The following is an 18,604-nucleotide window of genomic DNA, read 5'->3' as shown; positions in this document are numbered from 1 at the left end:
ATGTCCGCCTTTCGTCCCCTGTCCCGCCGGCTGCTGCTGGGTGCGGCACCCGCCGCCTTGCTGCTGGGCACGACACCGGTGAGCGCCATGCCGTTCGCCGGCAAGCTTCAGCCCAAATCCGTCCCCTTCCCGCTGGAAAGCGTGCGGTTGCTGCCTTCGGTGTTCCTGACCGCGGTGGAGGCCAACCGGACATACCTGCACCAGTTGGAACCCGACCGGCTGCTGCATAATTTCCGCACCCAGGCCGGGCTGCCGGCCAAGGGCGCCGTCTATGGCGGCTGGGAAAGCGACACGATCGCCGGTCATACGCTGGGCCATTACATGACGGCGCTGGCCCTGATGCATGCCCAGACGGGCGACGGGGAATGCAAGCGCCGGCTGGCCTATATCATCGACGAACTGGCCCTGTGCCAGGCGCAGAGTGCCGACGGCTTCGTCGCCGGCTTCACCCGCAAGGTCGGCGACAAGGTGGAGCATGGCAAGCTGGTCTTCGACGAGGTGCGCAAGGGCGATATCCGCTCACGCGGCTTCGACCTGAATGGCTGCTGGGTCCCGCTCTACACCTGGCACAAGCTGTTCGCGGGCCTGCTGGATGCCGACCGCTATTGCGGCCTGCACGGCGCCGTCCCGGTGGCGGAAAAGCTGGGTGCCTATATCGATGGCGTGTTCACGGACCTGAACGACGACCAGGTCGAAAAGGTGCTGGATTGCGAACATGGCGGCATCAACGAGAGCTTCGCCGAACTGTATGTGCGCACCGGCAACCGCCGCTGGCTGGCGCTGGCGGAACGCATCTATCACCGCAAGGTGTTGGTGCCGCTCAGCCAGGGTGTCGACTGTCTGCCCAACATCCATGCCAATACCCAGATCCCCAAGCTGATCGGCCTGGCCCGTCTGCATGAGATCACCGGTGCCGAACGCCATGGCAAGGCCGCCAGCTTCTTCTGGGAAACGGTGACGCGGGATTATTCCTATGTCATCGGCGGCAATGCCGACCGTGAATATTTCCAGGCGCCCCGGTCGGTGTCCAAGCACATCACCGAACAGACCTGCGAATCCTGCAACAGCTACAACATGCTGAAGCTGACCCGACATCTTTATGCCGGGATGCCGGAGGCGCGGTATTTCGACTATTACGAACGCGCCCATCTCAACCACATCATGGCGCACCAGAACCCGCGCACCGGCATGTTCGCCTATATGGTGCCGCTGATGTCGGGCACCCACCGCGAATTCTCCAGCCCGTTCGAGGATTTCTGGTGCTGCGTGGGCACCGGCATCGAAAGCCATGCCAAGCATGGCGAGTCCGTCTACTGGAAGTCCGGGCCGGATGTGACGGTCAATCTCTACATCGCCTCCACGCTGGCCCCCGGCGCTGATACGCCGGGCCTCAGGATGGAGACGGCGTACCCGTTCAGCGACAATGTCACCCTGACCGTCACCAAGGCGGCCGGCAAGGGTGCGCTGGTCCTGCGCGTGCCCGGCTGGTGTGGCAATCCCGGCCTGTCCATCAATGGCGAGGCGGCGGACGCCACCCCGCGCGAGGGCTATATCCGCCTGTCCCGTGCCTGGAAGGCCGGCGACCGGATCGAATTGACCCTGCCGCGCACGGTGCGGATGGAAGCGACGGTGGACGATCCCGACACCGTGGCCCTGCTCTATGGCCCGCTGGTCCTGGCCGGCGACCTGGGCCCCGCCACCGAGGAATGGAAGGGCCTGCCGCCCGTCCTGGTCGGGTCCGACCTGCTGGGTGCCGTGCAGCCGGCGGGGGAGGAGGCGACATTCCGCACACAGGGCGTCGTGCGCCCCGCCGACCTGACCCTGCGGCCCTTCACCTTCCAGCATGAACGCAACACCGCCGTCTATTTCCGCCGCTTCACCGACGCCCAGTGGCAGGTGGAGCAGGAGAATTTCAAGGCGGAGCAGGCAAGGTTGAAGGACCTGCAGGACCGATCGGCCGACGTGATGCATCTGGGCGAGATGCAGGCCGAGCGTGATCATGCGCTGGACGCCAAGATCTCCTATCCCGTGGTCTATCGCGGCCGCAACGGGCGCGATGCGCGGTCCGGCGGCTATTTCGAATTCACCATGAAGACGCGGCCGGGCCCGCTGGTGCTGCAGGCGACATATTGGGGGGGCGAGCGCAACCGCCGCTTCGCCATCCTGGTCGACGGCACTCCCATCGCGAAGGAAGAACTGAAGGCGGAGAAGGACGGTGCCTTCTTCGACCGGGAATATCGGGTGCCCGAAGCCCTGACCAAGGGCAAGGACAGCATCCGCATTCGGTTCGAGCCGGAAACCGGGGTATCGGCCGGCCCCGCCTTCGGTGTGCGCCTGTTCGCTGACAAGCCGGCATAGGCACACACTCGAAGGCATCGTCCCGGAAGACATCGCCGACGATGATGGGGTGCGCGGTTCACCATCATCATCGGCGATCAGCGCCGGTCCCGGCGGCAGCAAAATCTTGTCCCATCGACCGATAAGGGATTATGACTGGAAACATTCTCTAAAGTCGGTGCGCGTGGGAGACGGCAGATGATGGCCAATGCCGGTGAAGCATCCGCACAGGCACCGCACTTCCAGGCCGGGTCCGATGGGGCCGACCACCCCGTCCATCAGGTGCTGGCGCTGCTGTCCGGACAGGGTCAACTGACGGCCTCCGCCCTGGCCCGCGCCCGCGCCGCGGGGGGAGCACGCATCGACCGCACCCTGCTGGATCTGGGCCTGATCCCGGAGGAAGCGATGGCCGCCGCCTATGCCGCGGCGCTGGGCCTGCCGCTGCGGAGCGCTGCCATGCTGGCGGCGATGGTGACGGCGGCCCCTGACGAGACCTTGAACCCCGCCTTCCTGCGCGCCAATCGTGTGCTGCCCCTGCCGGGGCCTGATGGCATGCCGGAGGTGGTGCTGGCCGATCCGCTGGACCCGCGCCTGCGCCGGGCTCTGGTCTTCGCCCTGGGCCGGGAGCCGCGATGGGCCATCGCCACGGGACGGGAGATCGAGGCGCTGCTGGCCCGCATCCTGCCCGCGGAAACGGCGGCGATGGGGGAGGATGCCCCGGACCTGTTGGAAGGCGACGCGGAGCGGCTGCGCGACCTGGCCAATGAGGGGCCGGTGGTGCGGCAGGTGGGCGATCTGGTGCAGAAGGCCCTGTCGCTGCGCGCCACCGACATCCATGTCGAGCCTATGGCCGACCGGCTGGTGATCCGCTACCGCGTCGACGGCCTGCTGCGCGAGACGGAAACCCTGCCACGGCGCGATGCGGCAGGCCTGGTCAGCCGCCTGAAGGTGATGGCAGGCCTGGATATCGGTGAACGCCGCCTGCCCCAGGACGGCCGCATCCGCCAGACCTATGAAGGCCGCGACATCGATTTTCGCCTGGCCACCGTGCCCACCGTCCATGGCGAGGATGTGGTGATGCGCGTGCTGGACCAGGCCGGCGGTGGTGGTACCAGGCTGGACGGGCTGGGCCTGCCGGCAGCGGTGGAACGGGCGCTGGCGGCGGAGCTGGACCGGCCACATGGCATCGTGCTGGTCACCGGCCCCACGGGCAGCGGCAAGACGACCACGCTCTATGCCGGGCTGCGCGGCATGGACGCGGCCAGCCGCAAGATCCTGACGGTGGAGGATCCGGTCGAATATATGCTGGACGGGGTGAACCAGACGCAGGTGAAGCCGGCCATCGGCCTGAGTTTCGCGCATGTCCTGCGCTCCTTCCTGCGCCAGGATCCGGACGTGATCCTGGTGGGGGAGATCCGCGACGGAGAGACGGCGGCCATCGCCGTGCAGGCCGCATTGACCGGCCATCTGGTGCTGTCCACCCTGCATACCAACAGTGCCGCCGGCGCCCTGCCCCGGCTGATGGATATGGGGGTCGATCCCTATCTCCTGTCGGCCACTATCAATGGCGTGCTGGCGCAGCGGCTGGTCCGCACGCTCTGCCCGCATTGCAAGGGCACGCGGGAACTGACACCGGACAATGCCGTTTCCCTTGGCCTGCCGACCGCCACGCGGACCATCGCGCGGGCCGAAGGCTGTGCCGCCTGCGGTGGTACCGGCTATCGCGGGCGCCGCGCCCTGGCCGAATGGCTGCCCGTGGACGAGACGATGCGCGCGCTGATCCGCGAAGGGGCCGACGCCGACCGGCTGGAACGCGCCATGGCCGAACGCGGCTTCCCCACGCTGGCAAGAGCCGGTGCCGAACTGGTGCTGGCCGGGCTGACGACGCCGGAGGAGGTGATGCGTGTCGCCAAGGCCGGGTGAGGCCGCATCCTTCCGCTACAAGGCCCTGCGCGCCGACGGCACGCGGGAGAGCGGGCAGGTCGCGGCCGGCAGCGAACGGGCGGCCCTGGACCTGCTACGGGCCCGCGGCCTGTCGCCGCTGGCCTTGCGGCCCGTGCGCGCAACCGCGGACGGCGGGCACGGTCTGTTCCGTGCCCCTGTCCTGACGGCCGCGGAGCGGCTGGCGCTGCTGCGCGACTTGGCCAACCTGCTGGAGGCGGGGATCGCGCTGGAACCGGCCCTGGGGCTGGTGGGCGAGCAGATGGGACGGCCCCTGTCCCGCGGCCTGGTGGCGGATCTACGCCGACGCGTGCGCGCCGGCGAGGGGCTGGCCCGCGCCATGGCGGCGCACGGTCCCCTGTTCCCGCCGGAAAGCCAGGGCATGGTGGCGGCCGGCGAACAGGGCGGCGGCCTGGCCGTCAGCCTGACCCATCTGGCGGAGTTGGAGGAAAGCCGCGCCAAGTTCCGGCAGAAGCTGGTCTCCGCCCTTATCTATCCGGCCCTGGTGACTTTCCTGACCATAGCGGCGCTGGCGCTGCTGACCGGTTACGTCATCCCGCAGTTCGAAAGCCTGTTCGAAGGCAGCAACACCCGCCTGCCGGCCAGCACGGCCGCCGTGCTGGCCGCGGGACGGTTCTTAGGCGAGAATGGTCCTTGGTTGCTGCTGCTCACCGCGCTGGGCGGGCTGGCCCTGGTCCGGCTGCGCCGCCGGCCGGCGGCAAGGCTGGCCATGGACAGTTGGGTCCTACGCCGGACGGGACCGTTGGGCCGCCTGATCCGGGATGCGGAGGTGGCGATCTATACCCGCACGCTGGCCGCCTTGCTGACGGGCGGCGTGCCGCTGGCCGATGCGCTGGCCACCGCCACCACCTGCCTGAACAACCGCGCCCTGGCCACCGCCGCCGCCCGCATCCGCGACCGCGTGCGCGGTGGTGCGGCGCTGAGCCGGGCCATGGCGGCGGAACCGCTGTTTCCGCAGCGGCTGACCCGGCTGATGGCCCTGGCCGAGCAGACGGCGGCCCTGCCCCGCGCGCTGTCAGATCTGGCCCAGCTGCTGGAACGGGAACGGTCCACGGCGCTGGAACGGTTCCTGGCGCTGCTGGTGCCGGGGTTGACGCTGGTGCTGGGCGGGCTGATCGGGGTGATCTTCGCGGCGCTGATCTCCGGGATCATGAGCATCAATGAGATTGCAGTGTGATTACAGAATAAATTTTGGCAAGATATAATTTAATTTTAAAATAACCCCTCTTAAATATGGGGATAAAGTGCAAGCCATCATTTATTTAGATCACTCTCTTCCTGTAACCCCAACCCCACGACAACTAGGCTAATACAACAAGATATCAATAAAAATCCAATCATGACGTTGGCGGGCAGCCAATTGGTCAACGCAAAAACAGTAAGTATCAATGTAAAAAACCCAAAGAACATTGAGAATCCTATATCAGCCTTGATCGATTTTTTATATCGTTTCTTCTTTTTTGATATCACCGCAACGGCATTAAAAGGCAAGTGGCGCATCATTACGCCACTCCACACGAAGACCATAAGCACAAAAAACATAGTCATTTCAGTCATTTATTTCACCTCTCCGCAATTTGCAGGAATATTCCCGAAGCCCGCAAATTCAGAACCAGAATCTGCCATTTTATCTTGGAAGTAGGAGGTAACAGGACCTAGGTTAAAAGGTTTTGCTCCAACGGGTGCTACACCAGCGACCGCATACAGAATTGCTGGCCCCATGAATGAACGATTGCCCGTCGCAATTGAAGCATAGACATGAGCACCAACTGACAAAAATGAGCCGCCGAGTTTGGCTAGAGTGCCCCCTGCGGCCAATGCGCCTGAAACGCCCTGAGCTGTAACCCCGGCTGGCAAGCCAATACCCGTTGCCCCGAACACCAAGCCTGCCACTGAAACGCCTCCCGCAGCAACAAGTGTCTGATCGCCTACTGAATCAAAGGCATCACCCCATTTTGCAAGATCGTTTGCGGTTGCCAATAAACTTTCGTCGCAGCCCGGCTTCGCATTGTCATCAATCACGATCTCCGGCAGTTCGATATCTTCCATTCCAAAGGTACCGAAGCTCTGAAAGTTCAGTCGCATGCCAAAGGGCTGCAGACGATTTGCCGTAACCACGATTTCCGGCAGCATGTCAGCCAATCCCAAAGGATCGACACGGTTGATCGGATCATTCCCGACATAGGCATAGAGGTTCATACCGTCGGCATAGCCGATCGGGTCCGTCTGGAGAAACCGTCCCAACGTCGGGGAATAGGCGCGGGCCTTGTAATGATAGACCCCCACCTCGGACAACCAAATCTGCCCCGTGTACTGGAAGAGCCCGTCATTTGCCGCCCCCGGCGTGCCATAGGCATCGTAGGTATAGGCGGTAGCCGTACCGCTGCTGTCGGTCCAGGCGACGATCGAGCCGCGTTCATCAGCCAACAACGAGCGACGGCTGCTGCCCTCGTACCAGACCAGAGGATTGTCGGTGCCGACACCGTGAACGAAACGCTTCACCAAGGTACCGGACTGATTATACTCCCCGATGATCCTGTTTCCGTCATACAGGAACCGCCGCACCACGGTTTTCGAGACTTGCGCCAGACGTCCCACCGGATCGTAAGTCAATGTGGCACTATTGCCTGAGATCAGACGATTGCGGCTGTCATAGCCATAGCTGACGGTCCCGTCGCCGGTCACGTTGCTGGCAGGGTCGTGGCTGAAGGTGGCGGTGGAATATTGGGGTACGCCGCCGCCGTTGAAATGATTGCGGGCCTGGGCCACGCGGTTCAGCCGGTCGATCACGTAGGAACGGTCGATCTTGGCCGGTGCCGGGCGCGTGTATTTCGTTTCGTTGCTGGCCACACGTTCGGCGATCTGGCTTGCGGCATTATAGCTGAACGTGACGCTCTGGTCGAAATCGGTGCCAGCCGGATTGTGGCTGAGGCTGGAGAGACGGTTGATGGCGTCGTAGCCATAACCGGTCGTCACCCCATTGCCGAAGGTCATGCCCGTACGGCGCCCCAGATCATCGTAGCTGTAGGCAGCCAGCACACCGGCGCCCGAAGTAGCCCCGTTCTCCCGCACATAGGTCAGGTTGCCGACCGTATCGTACTCATAGGTGACATAAAAGGTATTGCCAGGCCAGGTCACCTTCGTGCGGCGGCCGGCCGCATCATATTCCGAGGAAACGACACCCAGCGACGTGGTCTCCTCCGATGTGCGCCGCCCCAGCGCGTCATAGCCGTAGGTTACGGTCACGCCGCCTTCGATAGTGGTCTTCGGATTGCCGAGATTGTCATAGGTGAAGTTGGTCGTGAAATCATCGGCCTGCGCCGTGCCCGACACCGTGGTGCGCTGCTTCACCCTACCCATCTGGTCATAAGTGATGGTGAAGGTCTTGCTGGTCCCTCCACCTTTGCGCTTCTTGAAAGTATGGACGCGGCCGGCACCGTCATAGGTGAAGGTCTCGAAATCATCCGTGGACAGGCTGCCCTGGGCGCCGCCGGCGTCCGGATAAATGATCTTCTGCACGCGATCGAAATTATCATATTCGTACTTGGTCGTGTTGCCCAGGGCATCGGTAACAGTTTCCACCAAGCCCTTGCTGTTGTAGCTACGGGCAATCCCGGTGCGTTGCGTGCCCCGCAGGCCGCTGGTACCCAAGGCCTCCGTCACCGCCGTGATGTCATTGGCATTGTTGTAGCTGGTCTGGGTAATACGATCATAACTGCCATCGCCACCCGATGCGGGCAATGTGCAGGCACTAGTCGGCGGACTGCCGAACGTTGCGGGGTTCATGCGGGCGGCCGCACAGTCAAGCCGGCTGACATTGTCGTATGAATACTGGCGCAGATTGTAGATCGTGCTGCCACCATAAAGGGTTTCACGGATGCGTCGGCCCATGCCGTCCACATCGACGACCGCTTTCTGAGCCATCGTGAAGCCATTGGGACCGGTGCTGGCCCAGTCCGCATCCGATTGGCTGGCGATCGACCCCACCTCCGTCACGGTCAACTGACCGTCCACATTGTAGGTCATCCGGGTCGCCTGCAGGCGACGGGGGCCGGCACCGTCAGGGTCCGGCATGATGACGCCGACCATCTGGCGCATGGCATCGAACCGGTAGCGCGTCTTGTCCGCGTCGCCGGACAGCGGCCCGTCGACATTCTTCACGTTGCCGGCATTGTCATACTCGATTGAGGTCGTGCTGGTCGCCGAATTGTCGGCACCGAACATGGTCACGCTGATCGGCAGCAGATTGTTGGCCGTGGTGCTGGTGCCATAGCTCGTCGTGGTCCGCGTTTCCAGGTTTGTCGCACAAGTCACACCGCCGCTGCGGCATTGCGAGGAACCGGTCAGCTTGTGGACCCCGGTCGGCGCCTGGATCACCGTGCCCAGGCTATTCTTGTAGTAGGCGAATAGCTGGGTGTAGCTCAGGCGCGTCTCCGGTTGATCTGAGCCAACAGCCGGAGATGTAACCTTGGTGACACCACCATGCACGGTGCTATATTCGAAAGAGGTGATATTGCCGGCGGGATCAGTAACCGTCTGCGGCTTATTACATGTAATGGCAGTAGCACAGGTCTCGGGGTATGAGGCCTCCGTCACGATGTTTGCCGGCGTATTGGGAACGCTGGCCACCTGTGTCATCTTCTTCACATTACCGCGCTGGTCGTATTCGAAGCCGGTATAGGCTCCCGAAGGCCGGGTCACGCGGGTCACACGGTTGTACGCATCATACTGATAGCTGGTCGTGCGGTTCATGCCATCCTGGTCGGATGTCACCGTGGACGTCGCGATCTTGACGCTCACCGTGCGCTTGGTCGTGTATTGCGAACCCGAAATCATCGGCAAGCTGCCGATGGTGACGATCCGTTCGGTTGACGGGCTTGAATAGCTGTACTTGGTCGGAACCGAGCCGTTGGTGACAAGGTCCACGCGGTTAGTGGTGCCGTCATACGCGATGGTGACGTTGTCGGCGCTAGGGCTGGAGGGCCGGCGGATGCCGGTGAGAACGCCGTTGGTAAACGTATATTTGGTTGTCCGCCCCAGCGAATCGGTGGCCTCCGTCGGGCCGTTCGCAGAGTTGGTGGGCCCGGTATAGGTAAACTTGGGGCCAACCGTATTTGTATTCGGGCAGCTATCCGCCATCGGATCGCATGCATCGTATGCCATGTTAATGGCCGATACGGATTTCAGCGCCAACCATTCATGAGCCACCCATGTGGCCGTATTGCTCTGATATTCGAACTTAATTTGATATCCTAAATTATTAGTGACGCTCTGAAGCCGGGAAATCGGAAAACAGCCGACGCCGCTGGCCGGATTTGGATGACAAACCGTCGCCGACTTATAATTCCAGGTACGCTTCTCGCCATTCGGGAAAGTCATTGACGTGATGGCGCCTGCATTGGACCAGTTCCAGTACCACCCGGCCAAAGGGCCCGTGCCGGTTGAAAACAAGGCCACGGTGCCGTCGCGCATCGTGAATGTGTAGACGCCACCGCTCAAGGTGAGGGTGGATCCCTGGCGCTGGTCGGAAGTGAAAACTCCGCCGCTGAGCGTGAAACTCTCCGACGAGTTGCCCACGGAAACCGTATAGACGGAGCCGGCGACATTGATGCCGCCGACAAGGTTGTGTCGCCAGGAATCCCGTGTGAGGAAGCGGGAGAAGCTCAACCCGCCTTCACCCTCAACGCCGATACTGAAGCTTTCGCCAGGCACCGTGATCGCACCGGCGATCAGGTCGACACCGTTCGAATCGACCGCGGTAATGACCGGCGGTGCTGGAATGGTTACAAGCGACTGCGCCTGTGCTGAATTGAACATGAGAATCGCGGCAGCCATCGAACCGGCAATGAGCAGATATTTCGAAGTAACCATAACGATCCTCACACAAATTGGCCACGAAGTCTGGGATCGCGATCTACCACCAAAGTATATGACGTACATATTAGAATATATTATATTTCAATATATTCCAAATCGCCATTTAGCTTTGTGAGTACGATGGCGTTCACCCAAATGTGGCCGTTTATTACTACAACTTCGATATACGTGACTCTTATGATTTGCAACGGGTGTTTTTTTGAATTAAGTTCCCCTATAGAGAATACGCCGCCCAAGCACACCCCTAATGGGAGCAGAGTGTCGAAATGAAAATATCGAGAAGATGCGTCGTCGCTGCCGCTGGCGCCCTCATCCCGACGATGCCTGTGCCCGCATTCGCTGGAAAGACAAAGTACGTATATGATGCCTTGGGGCGCGTAACGGGTGCGCTTTACGCTGATGGCGCGCTAGCAGTGTATGAATATGATGCAGCCGGCAATCGCATAGTCTTCAAGAATCCTTATGTCGGCCCAACCATCACATCCGATTGTTTCGACGCACAGTATTATTTGCGATCTAATCCTGACGTCGCAGCCGCTGGTGTTGACCCTTACACTCATTTTATGTCTTACGGCTGGGTAGAAAATAGAAATCCAAGTTCATTTTTCAATACAGAGGGCTATAAGAATGCTTACAATATAACAACAAATCCGCTGTACCATTATGTCAATACGGGGTGGATCCAAAACAAAGACCCATCTGGTCTTTTTGGCACTTACGAATATCTGGATGCCAATCTTGATGTTAAAACAGCTGGCATGAACCCACTATTTCACTATCTGACTTATGGTTACGCTGAAGGACGTGACCCCAAAGGAGATGGTCAGTATAGACCTTAACTCCAATGACCTGAATAGCCGGCCTCTGTTTCCTGCATAATGCCCGTGGAAACGCGGCCTTTTTTTGATACGGTTATGTCCTGGAAAACTTATCTCTCCGATAGAAGTCATATAGCTAATGCTGTGCCTCCCCAACTCTATGCGCCATCAAGCCGGCTTCACCCTGGTGGAAGCCCTTGTCGTGCTGGTTATCATCGGGTTGCTGGCATTGCTGGTCGCACCCAACCTGATCGGACGCCTGGGGCAGGCCAAGGGTGACGCGGCCCAGGCGCAGATCGGCACGCTGGTCTCCGCCATTGACCTTTTCTACATCGACATGGGCCGTTATCCGACCAAGGAGGAGGGGCTGGACGCGCTGCTGGCCGCCCCGGGCGACGACCCGCGCTGGCGCGGGCCCTATCTGCGCAAGCGTCAGGCCTTGATCGACCCCTGGGGCGAACGCTTCAACTATCGCATCCCCGGCCAGCACGGGGCCTATGATCTCTATTCCAACGGCAGCGACAAGGCACCCGGCGGCGAGGGCGATGCCCGCGATCTGGTGAGCTGGTGATGGGCCATCGGCCGGCCGGCCAGGCCGGCTTCACGCTGGTGGAGACGCTGGTGGTGCTGGCCATTGTCGGATTGTTGGGCGGGGTCATGGCGCTGGGGCTCGGCGGACGGCTGCCCGGCACCGGCATGGATGCGGCCGTCGATGCCGCCGTGGCGGAGTTGCGCCAGCGTCAGACGGAAGCGCTGTTGACCGGTGCACCCGTGCGGTTCGACCCGCGCAAGCTGGATCAGGCGGCAGCCACGCCGGAGCGGCGGCGACGGCTGCGGCGGTTGGCCGGGGTGGAGATGCGGGTGGAGGCGGCAGGGCCGGAGCCGGTCCTGCTGTTCCTACCCGGCGGCTGGTCGCCGGGCGGACGCCTGCAGCTGCGCCTGGGGGACGACACGGCGGTGATCCGCGTCGACTGGCCGCTGGGCACCGTGCGGCCGGAGCTGCCCTGATGGGGAACCGGCGCGGCTTCACCTTGCTGGAAAGCCTGCTGGCCCTGGCCATTTTCGGCCTGGGTGCTGCCCTGCTGGCCGACGGGGCTTTGGCCGGGGCCCGCGCCGCCCGCCAAGGCTGGAACCAGGCCGCCGCCTGGCGGCTGGCACTGTCCACGGCCGATCGGCTGGGTGTCGACCTGCTGCCGACGCGGGAGCGGCTGGATATCAGTGTGGAGGGCCAGCCCTTCCGCCTGCGCATCGAGCCGATGACCATGTCCGGCGGTGTCGAGGCCTTCCGGATCGAGGTTCGCCATCGCGACGATCCCGACCGCGTCCTGGCCAGCCTGCCCGCCCAGGCCTATCCGATGGCAATGCCATGAGGAGCGGCGAGCGCGGCCTGACCCTGGTGGAGGCGCTGGTGGCCCTGGCCCTGCTGGGCCTGCTGGCCGCCGGGGCCGCCGGGTTGCTGCCGGTCATGGGGCGGCTGTCGGCCGGGGCCGCGGCGGCACAGGCGGAAACCCAGGCGCTGGCCCGGTCGCATGATTTCCTGCGCGCCGTGATCGCCCAGGCCCGCCCCCTTACCGATCTGGGTAAGACGGCGCCGGTGGAACCGCTGCGCATGGAACCGGACCATCTGCGCCTGCTGACCCGCCTGCCCGACGGGCTGGGGCCGGGCGGGCCGGTGCTGGTCGATCTGGCGGTGGAAAGGGCGGAAACCACAGCGCGGGCAACCCTGCGCCTGACCGTCACGCCGCTGCGGCCCGGGGGGCAGGCGGCGCAGGCGGCGCTGATCGAGGGTGTTGGTCGCATCGGCTGGGATTATTACGATGCCGCCACCGGCAGCTGGATGCCCGACTGGACGGGACGGCCTGGCCTGCCTTCCCTGCTGCGGCTGCGCGTCACGGGCACCGGCATGGGGGAATGGCCCGACCTGGTGGTGCGGCCGCTGCTGGAACAGGGCCCGCTTTGCGTCTATGACACGGTCGGCGGTCAATGCCGGCAGGAGATTTGATGGCACGGGGGACGCAAGCGCGGCTGCTGGCCGCCATGCTGCTGGATAGCGTGGGTGACGCGGCCCGCGCCACCCTGCCGGCCCGGCTGGCCGGCCGGCTGGGCCTGCATCCGCGCCTGCTGCGGCTGGCACCCGGCGGCACCGCCATCCTGTCCGCCCCGCCGACGGGACCGGGTCCGCTCTGGTGCCTGCTGGACCCCACCGACGTGCTGAGCCTGACGGAGCCCTGCCCGACCGGCAATCCGCTGGACCTGTGGCGGGCATTGTCATTGCGACTGCCCGACCTGCTGCCCCTGCGGCCGGCCCTGCTGTCCTGGGACATCGTGCCCCTGGCCGAGGGTGGGCGGGTGCATGTCGTGCGCCGCGGCGTGCTGGATGCCGCCGCCGCTACCCTGACGACGGCCGGCTTCAGGCCCGACCGGCTGGGTGTGGCGGGAGAGGATGGGGTGGATTTCCTGCGGCTGGACGGCGCACGGCTGCGCCGGGCCGGTGGGCGGGCCCTGCTGCTGGCCGGCGCCCTGTGGCTGGGGGCCGCCTTGCCGCCCCTGGCCTGGGCCGGGTATCTGGCCTGGGATACCGACCGGCTGGAACAGGCGCTGGCCCGGGATGCCGCAGCCGTGCGCGAAGCCGCCGACATGCGCGACCGCATCGCCTTCCTGGCCGAACAGCAGCGCACCGGCGGCCTGCTGCTGGCCCAGCCGCCCCGCGGTCCCCTGCTGGACCTGGTGGCGGAACTGCTGCCCGACGATGCGGTGCTGGTGGAACTGTCCGTGGGGCGGGACGGCACGCGCCTGCGCGGCCGGGCCGGCGATGCGGGTGCGGTGCTGGCCCGGCTGCGGTCGCATCCGGCCTTCGCCGATGCCCGCTTCGCCACGCCCATCACCCCCACGCCGGACGGCAAGGCGGAGTTGTTCACCATCGCGGCCGGAGGGGCGCCATGACAAGGCGTCCGATGCTGCGACCCGCCTATATCATGCTGCTGGCCGGCGGGCTGCTGCTTCTGCCGCCGCTGGCTTTGCTTCAGCAGGGCCGCGACGCGCTGCTGTTCCAGGCTGAGCAGCGTGCCGCCCGAGCAAGGCAGTTGACCGCCGCCGCCGCCCTGCTGCAACAGCAGGGGGCGCTGCGCGAACAGACGCGGCGGCTGGAGCAGCTGTCGGACGAGGCCTCGCTGTTCCATCGCGGCGTCGATGCGGCCGGCATCCAGATCGCCCTGCTGGCCCAGGTGCGCAATCTGGTGCAGGGGGCGGGCCTGGCCATCCGCAGCATCGATGCCCGCGCGGGCGAGGCGGTGGGAGGGCGGCTGCGGCTGACCGTGATCCTGTCGGCGGCGGGCCCGACGGAACAGGCCGTCGCCGCCATCGCGGCGCTGGAGGCGGCGCGGCCGCGGCTGCTGGTGGGCAGGCTGCGCCTGCTGGCCGGCATGGAGGCGGGATTGGTGGGCAGCCAGGACGATCCGTTCCTGGCGCTGGAGATGGAGATCGATGCCTATGCCCAGACCCCGGCATCTTGAGGGACTGTTCCCGGCCGCATCGGCCACGGGCGGCCTGCTGGGCCTGGCCCTGGTCCTGGCCAGCCAGGCCGGCGGCGGCAATGGCGCCCCGCCGCCCCCCCTGCCCGCCCTGTCGCTGCCGGCGGCGGCGCCGGCCGGCGGGACGGGCGCGGCACCGGGCGCCGTCCTGGCCCGCCCGCCCTTCACGCCGGGCCGGCGTCCGCCCGCCCGGCAGACCGTTCAGCCCACCACGGATAATGCCCAGGCTGATCTGCGGCTGACCGGCATCATCGCCACGCCAGGCGGCGGCGTGGCCATGGCCATCGACCAGCGCACGCAGCAGCCGGTGACGCTGCGCGCCGGATCGCCGTTCCAGGACTGGACCGTCGAAACGGTGGCCCGGGACAGTGTCACCTTGCGCCGCGGCGGGGAAACCCGCCTTCTCACCCTTCCCCTTGCCAAGCAAGCCGCCACAGGACCGGTACCATGACCCCGTCTTCCACCCTGCCCCGGCGCGCCTGTGCCCTGCTGCTGACCGCCTGCCTGCTGGCGTCGTGTGCCGAACCGCCCGCGGCCACGCGGCCCGGGGCGCGGTTGCCCGTATCCCCGCCGGCGCCGACCCTGTCGGGCAATACCGTGCTGACCCCGCCACCCGTGGCCGGCGCCCCGCAGGTGGAAACGGTCGTCGGCAGCGGCCGCTTCACCCGATCCGCCGGCACTGGCGGTGCCGGGGTCGGCGATGGGCAGCCGGTGGAGATCAACCTGGTCAATACCGACATACGCAGCGCCGTGGACGCGGTGCTGGGCGGCATGCTGGGCCTGAACTACACCGTCGATCCGCGCGTCCAGGGCCAGGTGACGATCCGCACCAGCCGCCCCCTTCCGCGTGCCCAGGCGCTGGGTGCCGTCGACGCGGCCCTGCGCGGCCAGGGTTTCGCCATTGTCGAAAGCGGCGGTTTCCATCAGGTCATTCCCCTGGCCGATGCGGCGGCGCAGGCACCGGTGATGCAGGGACGGCTGGCCGAGCGGGCGGCCGGCTTCGTCACCACCATCGTCCCCGTCACCCAGGTGGGCGTGGCGGATCTGGAAAAGGTCGTGCGCCCGCTGACGCGGGCCGGCTTCATCCAGCAGGCCGATCCCGTGCGCAACATCTTCATCGTCAGCGGCACCAGCCAGGAGGTTTCGGGCTTCTCCGACCTGGTGGCCAGCTTCGATGTCGACTGGCTGGCGGGCCTGTCCTTCGCCATCCACACGCTGCGCCATGTCGAGCCGGCCCGGCTGGAGACGGAACTGCGCGATGCCCTGATGCTGGGTGACGGGCCGATGAAGGGGATGGTGGAGTTCGTGCCCCTGCCCCGGCTGAACGCCCTGCTGGTGGCCACCAAACGGCCGGGCCTGCTGCCGCCCATCGCGCAATGGGTGGAACGGCTGGACCGGCAGGGGCCGGATGGCGGCCGCGTCATGCATTATTACGAGGTGCAGAACGGCAATGCCGCCGAACTGGCCACGGCGCTGAACCGGCTGACCGGCCAGGGCGGTGGTGGCAGCAGTGGAGATACGGATGACGGCCGGCAGACCGGCCCCGCATCCCCCGGCGCGTCTCCCACCCTGCCGGCCGGCATGCAGCTCGACACGCGCGTCCCCGCCGAGGGGGGCGAGAGCGATACCGGCAGCGGTGACGAGGCGGTGGATGAGCTGAAGGGTGTCCGCGTCGTTGCCGATGCGCGGCGCAACGCCCTGCTGATCATGGGCACCGCCAGCCAGTTCGCCATCATGGAACAGGCCCTGGCGAAGCTGGACGCGCCGCGCGAACAGGTGCTGATCGAGGCTACCATCGCCGAGGTCAGCCTGACCGACGATCTGAATTTCGGGGTGCAGTGGTTCCTGGACCGGGGCAATAATCGCGTGGGCTTCGCCAATGCCTCCACCATCGGCCCCACCTTCCCCGGCTTCAACTACAGCTTCCTCACCCCCGACACCGGGGTCGTCCTGAACACCCTGTCCAGCGTCACCGATGTGCAGGTGCTGTCGGCCCCACGGCTGATGGTGCTGAACAACGAAAAGGCGCGCTTGCAGGTGGGCGACCAGGTACCCATCGTCATCCAGCAATCGACCGGCGTGCAGAATGGCAACGCCCCCCTGGTCAACAGCGTGGAGATGCGCGACACCGGCGTCATTCTGGAGGTGACGCCGCGCATCAACCGCAGCGGCGCCGTCGTGCTGGAGGTCAGCCAGGAGGTCAGCAGCGTGGCGACCACCACCACCTCGGGCATCGACAGCCCCACCATCCGCCAGCGCCGCGTCAACAGCACCGTCAGCATCCAGGATGGGGAGACGGTGGCGCTCGGCGGGCTGATCAGCGACAGCGTCACCAGCGGGGGCAGCGGCATCCCCTATCTGCGCGACGTGCCCGTGCTGGGCAAGCTGTTCGGCACCGACAAGCGCGGCAAGGGCCGCACCGAACTGCTGGTCTTCCTGCGCCCGGTCATCGTGCGCGATGCAGCGCGTGCACGCGAAGTGACGGACGCGCTGCGCGCCAGCATGGGGCGGCTGGAAATCCTGGCGGATCCCGGCGATGCGCGCCCGCCCCGGCCCTGATCCCGCCCGGCGACGCGGCTTCGCCCTGCTGGCCGCCCTGTTCGTGCTGGCCATCGGCACGGCGCTGGTGGTGCGCATGACAGGCGACGGCCTGGCCGCGCGGCGGCTGGCGGCGGCGGCCGATCCCGCCATCGACGCCGCCCGCGCCGATCTGGCGCTGGAAGCCCTGTCGCGCGCGCTGCTGCAACCGGGCGGCGGCACCGTGCCCCGCCGCGGCACAAGGCAGGTGGACGGGGTCGCCATCCAGGTGGAATGGCGCCTGGAAAGCGGCCGTATCGACCTGAATTTCCTGCCCGAGGCAAAGATGGCCGAAGCCCTGGCCGCCACCGGTCTGGCAGGAGAACAAGCCCGCCGGGCGGCCCGCACCGTCGCCGCCTGGCGTGGCGATGACGACCCCGCCCCGCGCACCGGGCAGCAAGCCTTCTGGAGCCTGGACGATATCGACCGGGTTCCGGGCCTTGAAGCCTCCACCCGCCAGGTGCTGCGCCAATGGGGCAGCATCGCCGCCCGCGGCCCCTTCGCGGGCGTTGAGACATTGCAGAGCCAGACATTGGGAAGTGCCACCACCGGTGATGGCTTGATCTCAGGCATCATGCTGCGCCTGTTGGCCGCCACGCCGGGCGGACGCTGCCGGTCGCGCGTCGTGATGGCGGCGCCGCGCGATGGGCGGCTGGTCTTCCGTCGCGTGCTGGAGGATGGGCAATGTCCTGGATGAGTGCCGGAACCGGCCTGGGCGCGGGGCTGGCCATCGCCCTTCCGGCCGGGGCGATCATGGGCAGCCTGGCTGCCGCCATCGCCTGGCGGCTGCCGCGCGACCAGGACTGGATCACCGGGCGGTCCCGCTGTCCCCATTGCGGGACGGCACTTGGCTTTCCCGATCTGGTGCCGGTCCTGTCCTGGCTGGCCCTGCGCGGCCGCTGCCGCCATTGCGGTAACGGCATCTCCGCACGTTATCCCGTGGTGGAAACCGCGACCGCCCTGGCCTTCGCCGCCCCCGTCCTGGCCAATGGCGGCCTGTGGCCCGACCTGCTGGTGCTCTGGCTGCTGGCCATCACGCTGATGGTGCTGACGCTGGTCGATCTCTCGCACCGTTACATCCCCGACGGCTGCCTGCTGATCGCCGCCCCGGCGGGACTGGGGCTGTCGCTGGCCGGCCTGTCCATCCCCTGGACGGAGGCGGTGATGGCGGGATTGCTGCTGGGAACGGGAACCTGGCTGGTCCGGTACGGCGTCGGCAGGGTGGTGGGGCAGGAGGCCCTGGGCCTGGGCGATGTGAAGCTGTTCGCCGTCGCCGGCCTGTGGGTGGGCATGGAAGGCATTGCGCCGCTGCTGCTGGGCTCCGCCCTGGCGGGCTTGGCCTTCCGGATTGTCTGGCGACGACAGGGGCATGAGGCCGAGATGCCTTTCGGACCCTGCATCGCCTGGGTGCTTTACATGCTGGCTTCCTGGTAAAACACATTAAAAATTAACATGTTATTAGCGATTTAGGTCGATGAGCGGTCACGATCACCGAGCCTGGTA

The 18,604-nt window shown here is 65.5% G+C and carries 16 protein-coding genes; 14 read left to right on the top strand and 2 right to left on the bottom strand.

Annotation, left to right across the window (positions count from 1 at the left end; all coding sequences use genetic code 11):
* The 3 genes from ACM9HJ_RS19770 (at position 1) to ACM9HJ_RS19760 (ending at position 5,476) form a co-directional block, all read left to right on the top strand.
* Positions 1-2,358, top strand: a complete 2,358-nt coding sequence (locus ACM9HJ_RS19770) for a beta-L-arabinofuranosidase domain-containing protein (RefSeq protein ID WP_416573481.1) — start codon at positions 1-3, stop codon at positions 2,356-2,358.
* Between the two features lie 177 nt (positions 2,359-2,535).
* Positions 2,536-4,260, top strand: coding sequence for a GspE/PulE family protein (locus ACM9HJ_RS19765; protein WP_416573480.1), 1,725 nt, complete (start codon positions 2,536-2,538; stop codon positions 4,258-4,260).
* On the top strand, positions 4,241-5,476 hold the full coding sequence (locus tag ACM9HJ_RS19760) for a type II secretion system F family protein (RefSeq protein WP_416573479.1): 1,236 nt from the start codon (positions 4,241-4,243) through the stop codon (positions 5,474-5,476). Before ACM9HJ_RS19765 ends, ACM9HJ_RS19760 begins: the two co-directional genes overlap by 20 nt.
* 77 nt (positions 5,477-5,553) lie before the next feature.
* Here the strand turns inward: ACM9HJ_RS19760 and ACM9HJ_RS19755 are convergent, their stop codons facing one another.
* Entirely contained in the window at positions 5,554-5,856 is a 303-nt protein-coding gene (locus ACM9HJ_RS19755; protein WP_416573478.1) for a hypothetical protein, read from the bottom strand.
* Complete coding sequence (locus ACM9HJ_RS19750; RefSeq protein ID WP_416573477.1) at positions 5,857-10,170, bottom strand: RHS repeat domain-containing protein; 4,314 nt, start codon at positions 10,168-10,170, stop codon at positions 5,857-5,859. It lies immediately after the preceding gene.
* Positions 10,171-10,442: 272 nt separating this feature from the next.
* Here ACM9HJ_RS19750 and ACM9HJ_RS19745 point away from each other — a divergent pair, with 272 nt between their 5' ends.
* The 11 genes from ACM9HJ_RS19745 (at position 10,443) to ACM9HJ_RS19695 (ending at position 18,535) form a co-directional block, all read left to right on the top strand.
* Complete coding sequence (locus ACM9HJ_RS19745) at positions 10,443-11,015, top strand: RHS repeat domain-containing protein (RefSeq protein WP_416573476.1); 573 nt, start codon at positions 10,443-10,445, stop codon at positions 11,013-11,015.
* Positions 11,016-11,154: 139 nt separating this feature from the next.
* A complete protein-coding gene (gspG, locus tag ACM9HJ_RS19740) occupies positions 11,155-11,565 on the top strand; it encodes a type II secretion system major pseudopilin GspG (RefSeq protein WP_416573475.1) in 411 nt (136 codons plus the stop codon).
* Positions 11,565-12,002, top strand: coding sequence for a prepilin-type N-terminal cleavage/methylation domain-containing protein (locus ACM9HJ_RS19735; RefSeq protein WP_416573474.1), 438 nt, complete (start codon positions 11,565-11,567; stop codon positions 12,000-12,002). Before gspG ends, ACM9HJ_RS19735 begins: the two co-directional genes overlap by 1 nt.
* Positions 12,002-12,364, top strand: coding sequence for a prepilin-type N-terminal cleavage/methylation domain-containing protein (locus ACM9HJ_RS19730; RefSeq protein WP_416573473.1), 363 nt, complete (start codon positions 12,002-12,004; stop codon positions 12,362-12,364). Before ACM9HJ_RS19735 ends, ACM9HJ_RS19730 begins: the two co-directional genes overlap by 1 nt.
* Positions 12,361-12,996 carry a prepilin-type N-terminal cleavage/methylation domain-containing protein gene (locus ACM9HJ_RS19725; protein WP_416573472.1) on the top strand — a complete coding sequence of 212 codons (636 nt, stop codon included), beginning with the start codon at positions 12,361-12,363 and terminating at the stop codon, positions 12,994-12,996. The genes ACM9HJ_RS19730 and ACM9HJ_RS19725 overlap by 4 nt, the downstream gene beginning before the upstream one ends.
* Positions 12,996-13,937 (top strand): PilN domain-containing protein, encoded by a 942-nt coding sequence (locus ACM9HJ_RS19720; RefSeq protein WP_416573471.1) that lies wholly within the window; start codon positions 12,996-12,998, stop codon positions 13,935-13,937. Before ACM9HJ_RS19725 ends, ACM9HJ_RS19720 begins: the two co-directional genes overlap by 1 nt.
* Positions 13,934-14,506: a GspMb/PilO family protein gene (locus ACM9HJ_RS19715; protein WP_416573470.1), complete on the top strand. Its 573-nt coding sequence runs from the start codon at positions 13,934-13,936 to the stop codon at positions 14,504-14,506. The genes ACM9HJ_RS19720 and ACM9HJ_RS19715 overlap by 4 nt, the downstream gene beginning before the upstream one ends.
* Positions 14,484-14,975: a hypothetical protein gene (locus ACM9HJ_RS19710; protein WP_416573469.1), complete on the top strand. Its 492-nt coding sequence runs from the start codon at positions 14,484-14,486 to the stop codon at positions 14,973-14,975. Before ACM9HJ_RS19715 ends, ACM9HJ_RS19710 begins: the two co-directional genes overlap by 23 nt.
* On the top strand, positions 14,972-17,083 hold the full coding sequence (locus ACM9HJ_RS19705; RefSeq protein ID WP_416573468.1) for a secretin N-terminal domain-containing protein: 2,112 nt from the start codon (positions 14,972-14,974) through the stop codon (positions 17,081-17,083). Before ACM9HJ_RS19710 ends, ACM9HJ_RS19705 begins: the two co-directional genes overlap by 4 nt.
* The gene (locus tag ACM9HJ_RS19700) at positions 17,061-17,798 is read left to right on the top strand and encodes a hypothetical protein (RefSeq protein ID WP_416573467.1); all 738 of its coding nucleotides are present in this window, start codon (positions 17,061-17,063) and stop codon (positions 17,796-17,798) included. The genes ACM9HJ_RS19705 and ACM9HJ_RS19700 overlap by 23 nt, the downstream gene beginning before the upstream one ends.
* Entirely contained in the window at positions 17,786-18,535 is a 750-nt protein-coding gene (locus ACM9HJ_RS19695) for a prepilin peptidase (protein WP_416573466.1), read from the top strand. The genes ACM9HJ_RS19700 and ACM9HJ_RS19695 overlap by 13 nt, the downstream gene beginning before the upstream one ends.
* The last annotated feature ends 69 nt before the right edge of the window (positions 18,536-18,604 follow it).

Source organism: Niveispirillum sp. KHB5.9, from assembly GCF_048066115.1.
Lineage (GTDB): Bacteria > Pseudomonadota > Alphaproteobacteria > Azospirillales > Azospirillaceae > Niveispirillum.
Note: the sequence above shows the minus strand (reverse complement) of the source record. Positions and strands in the feature narration are given on the sequence as shown.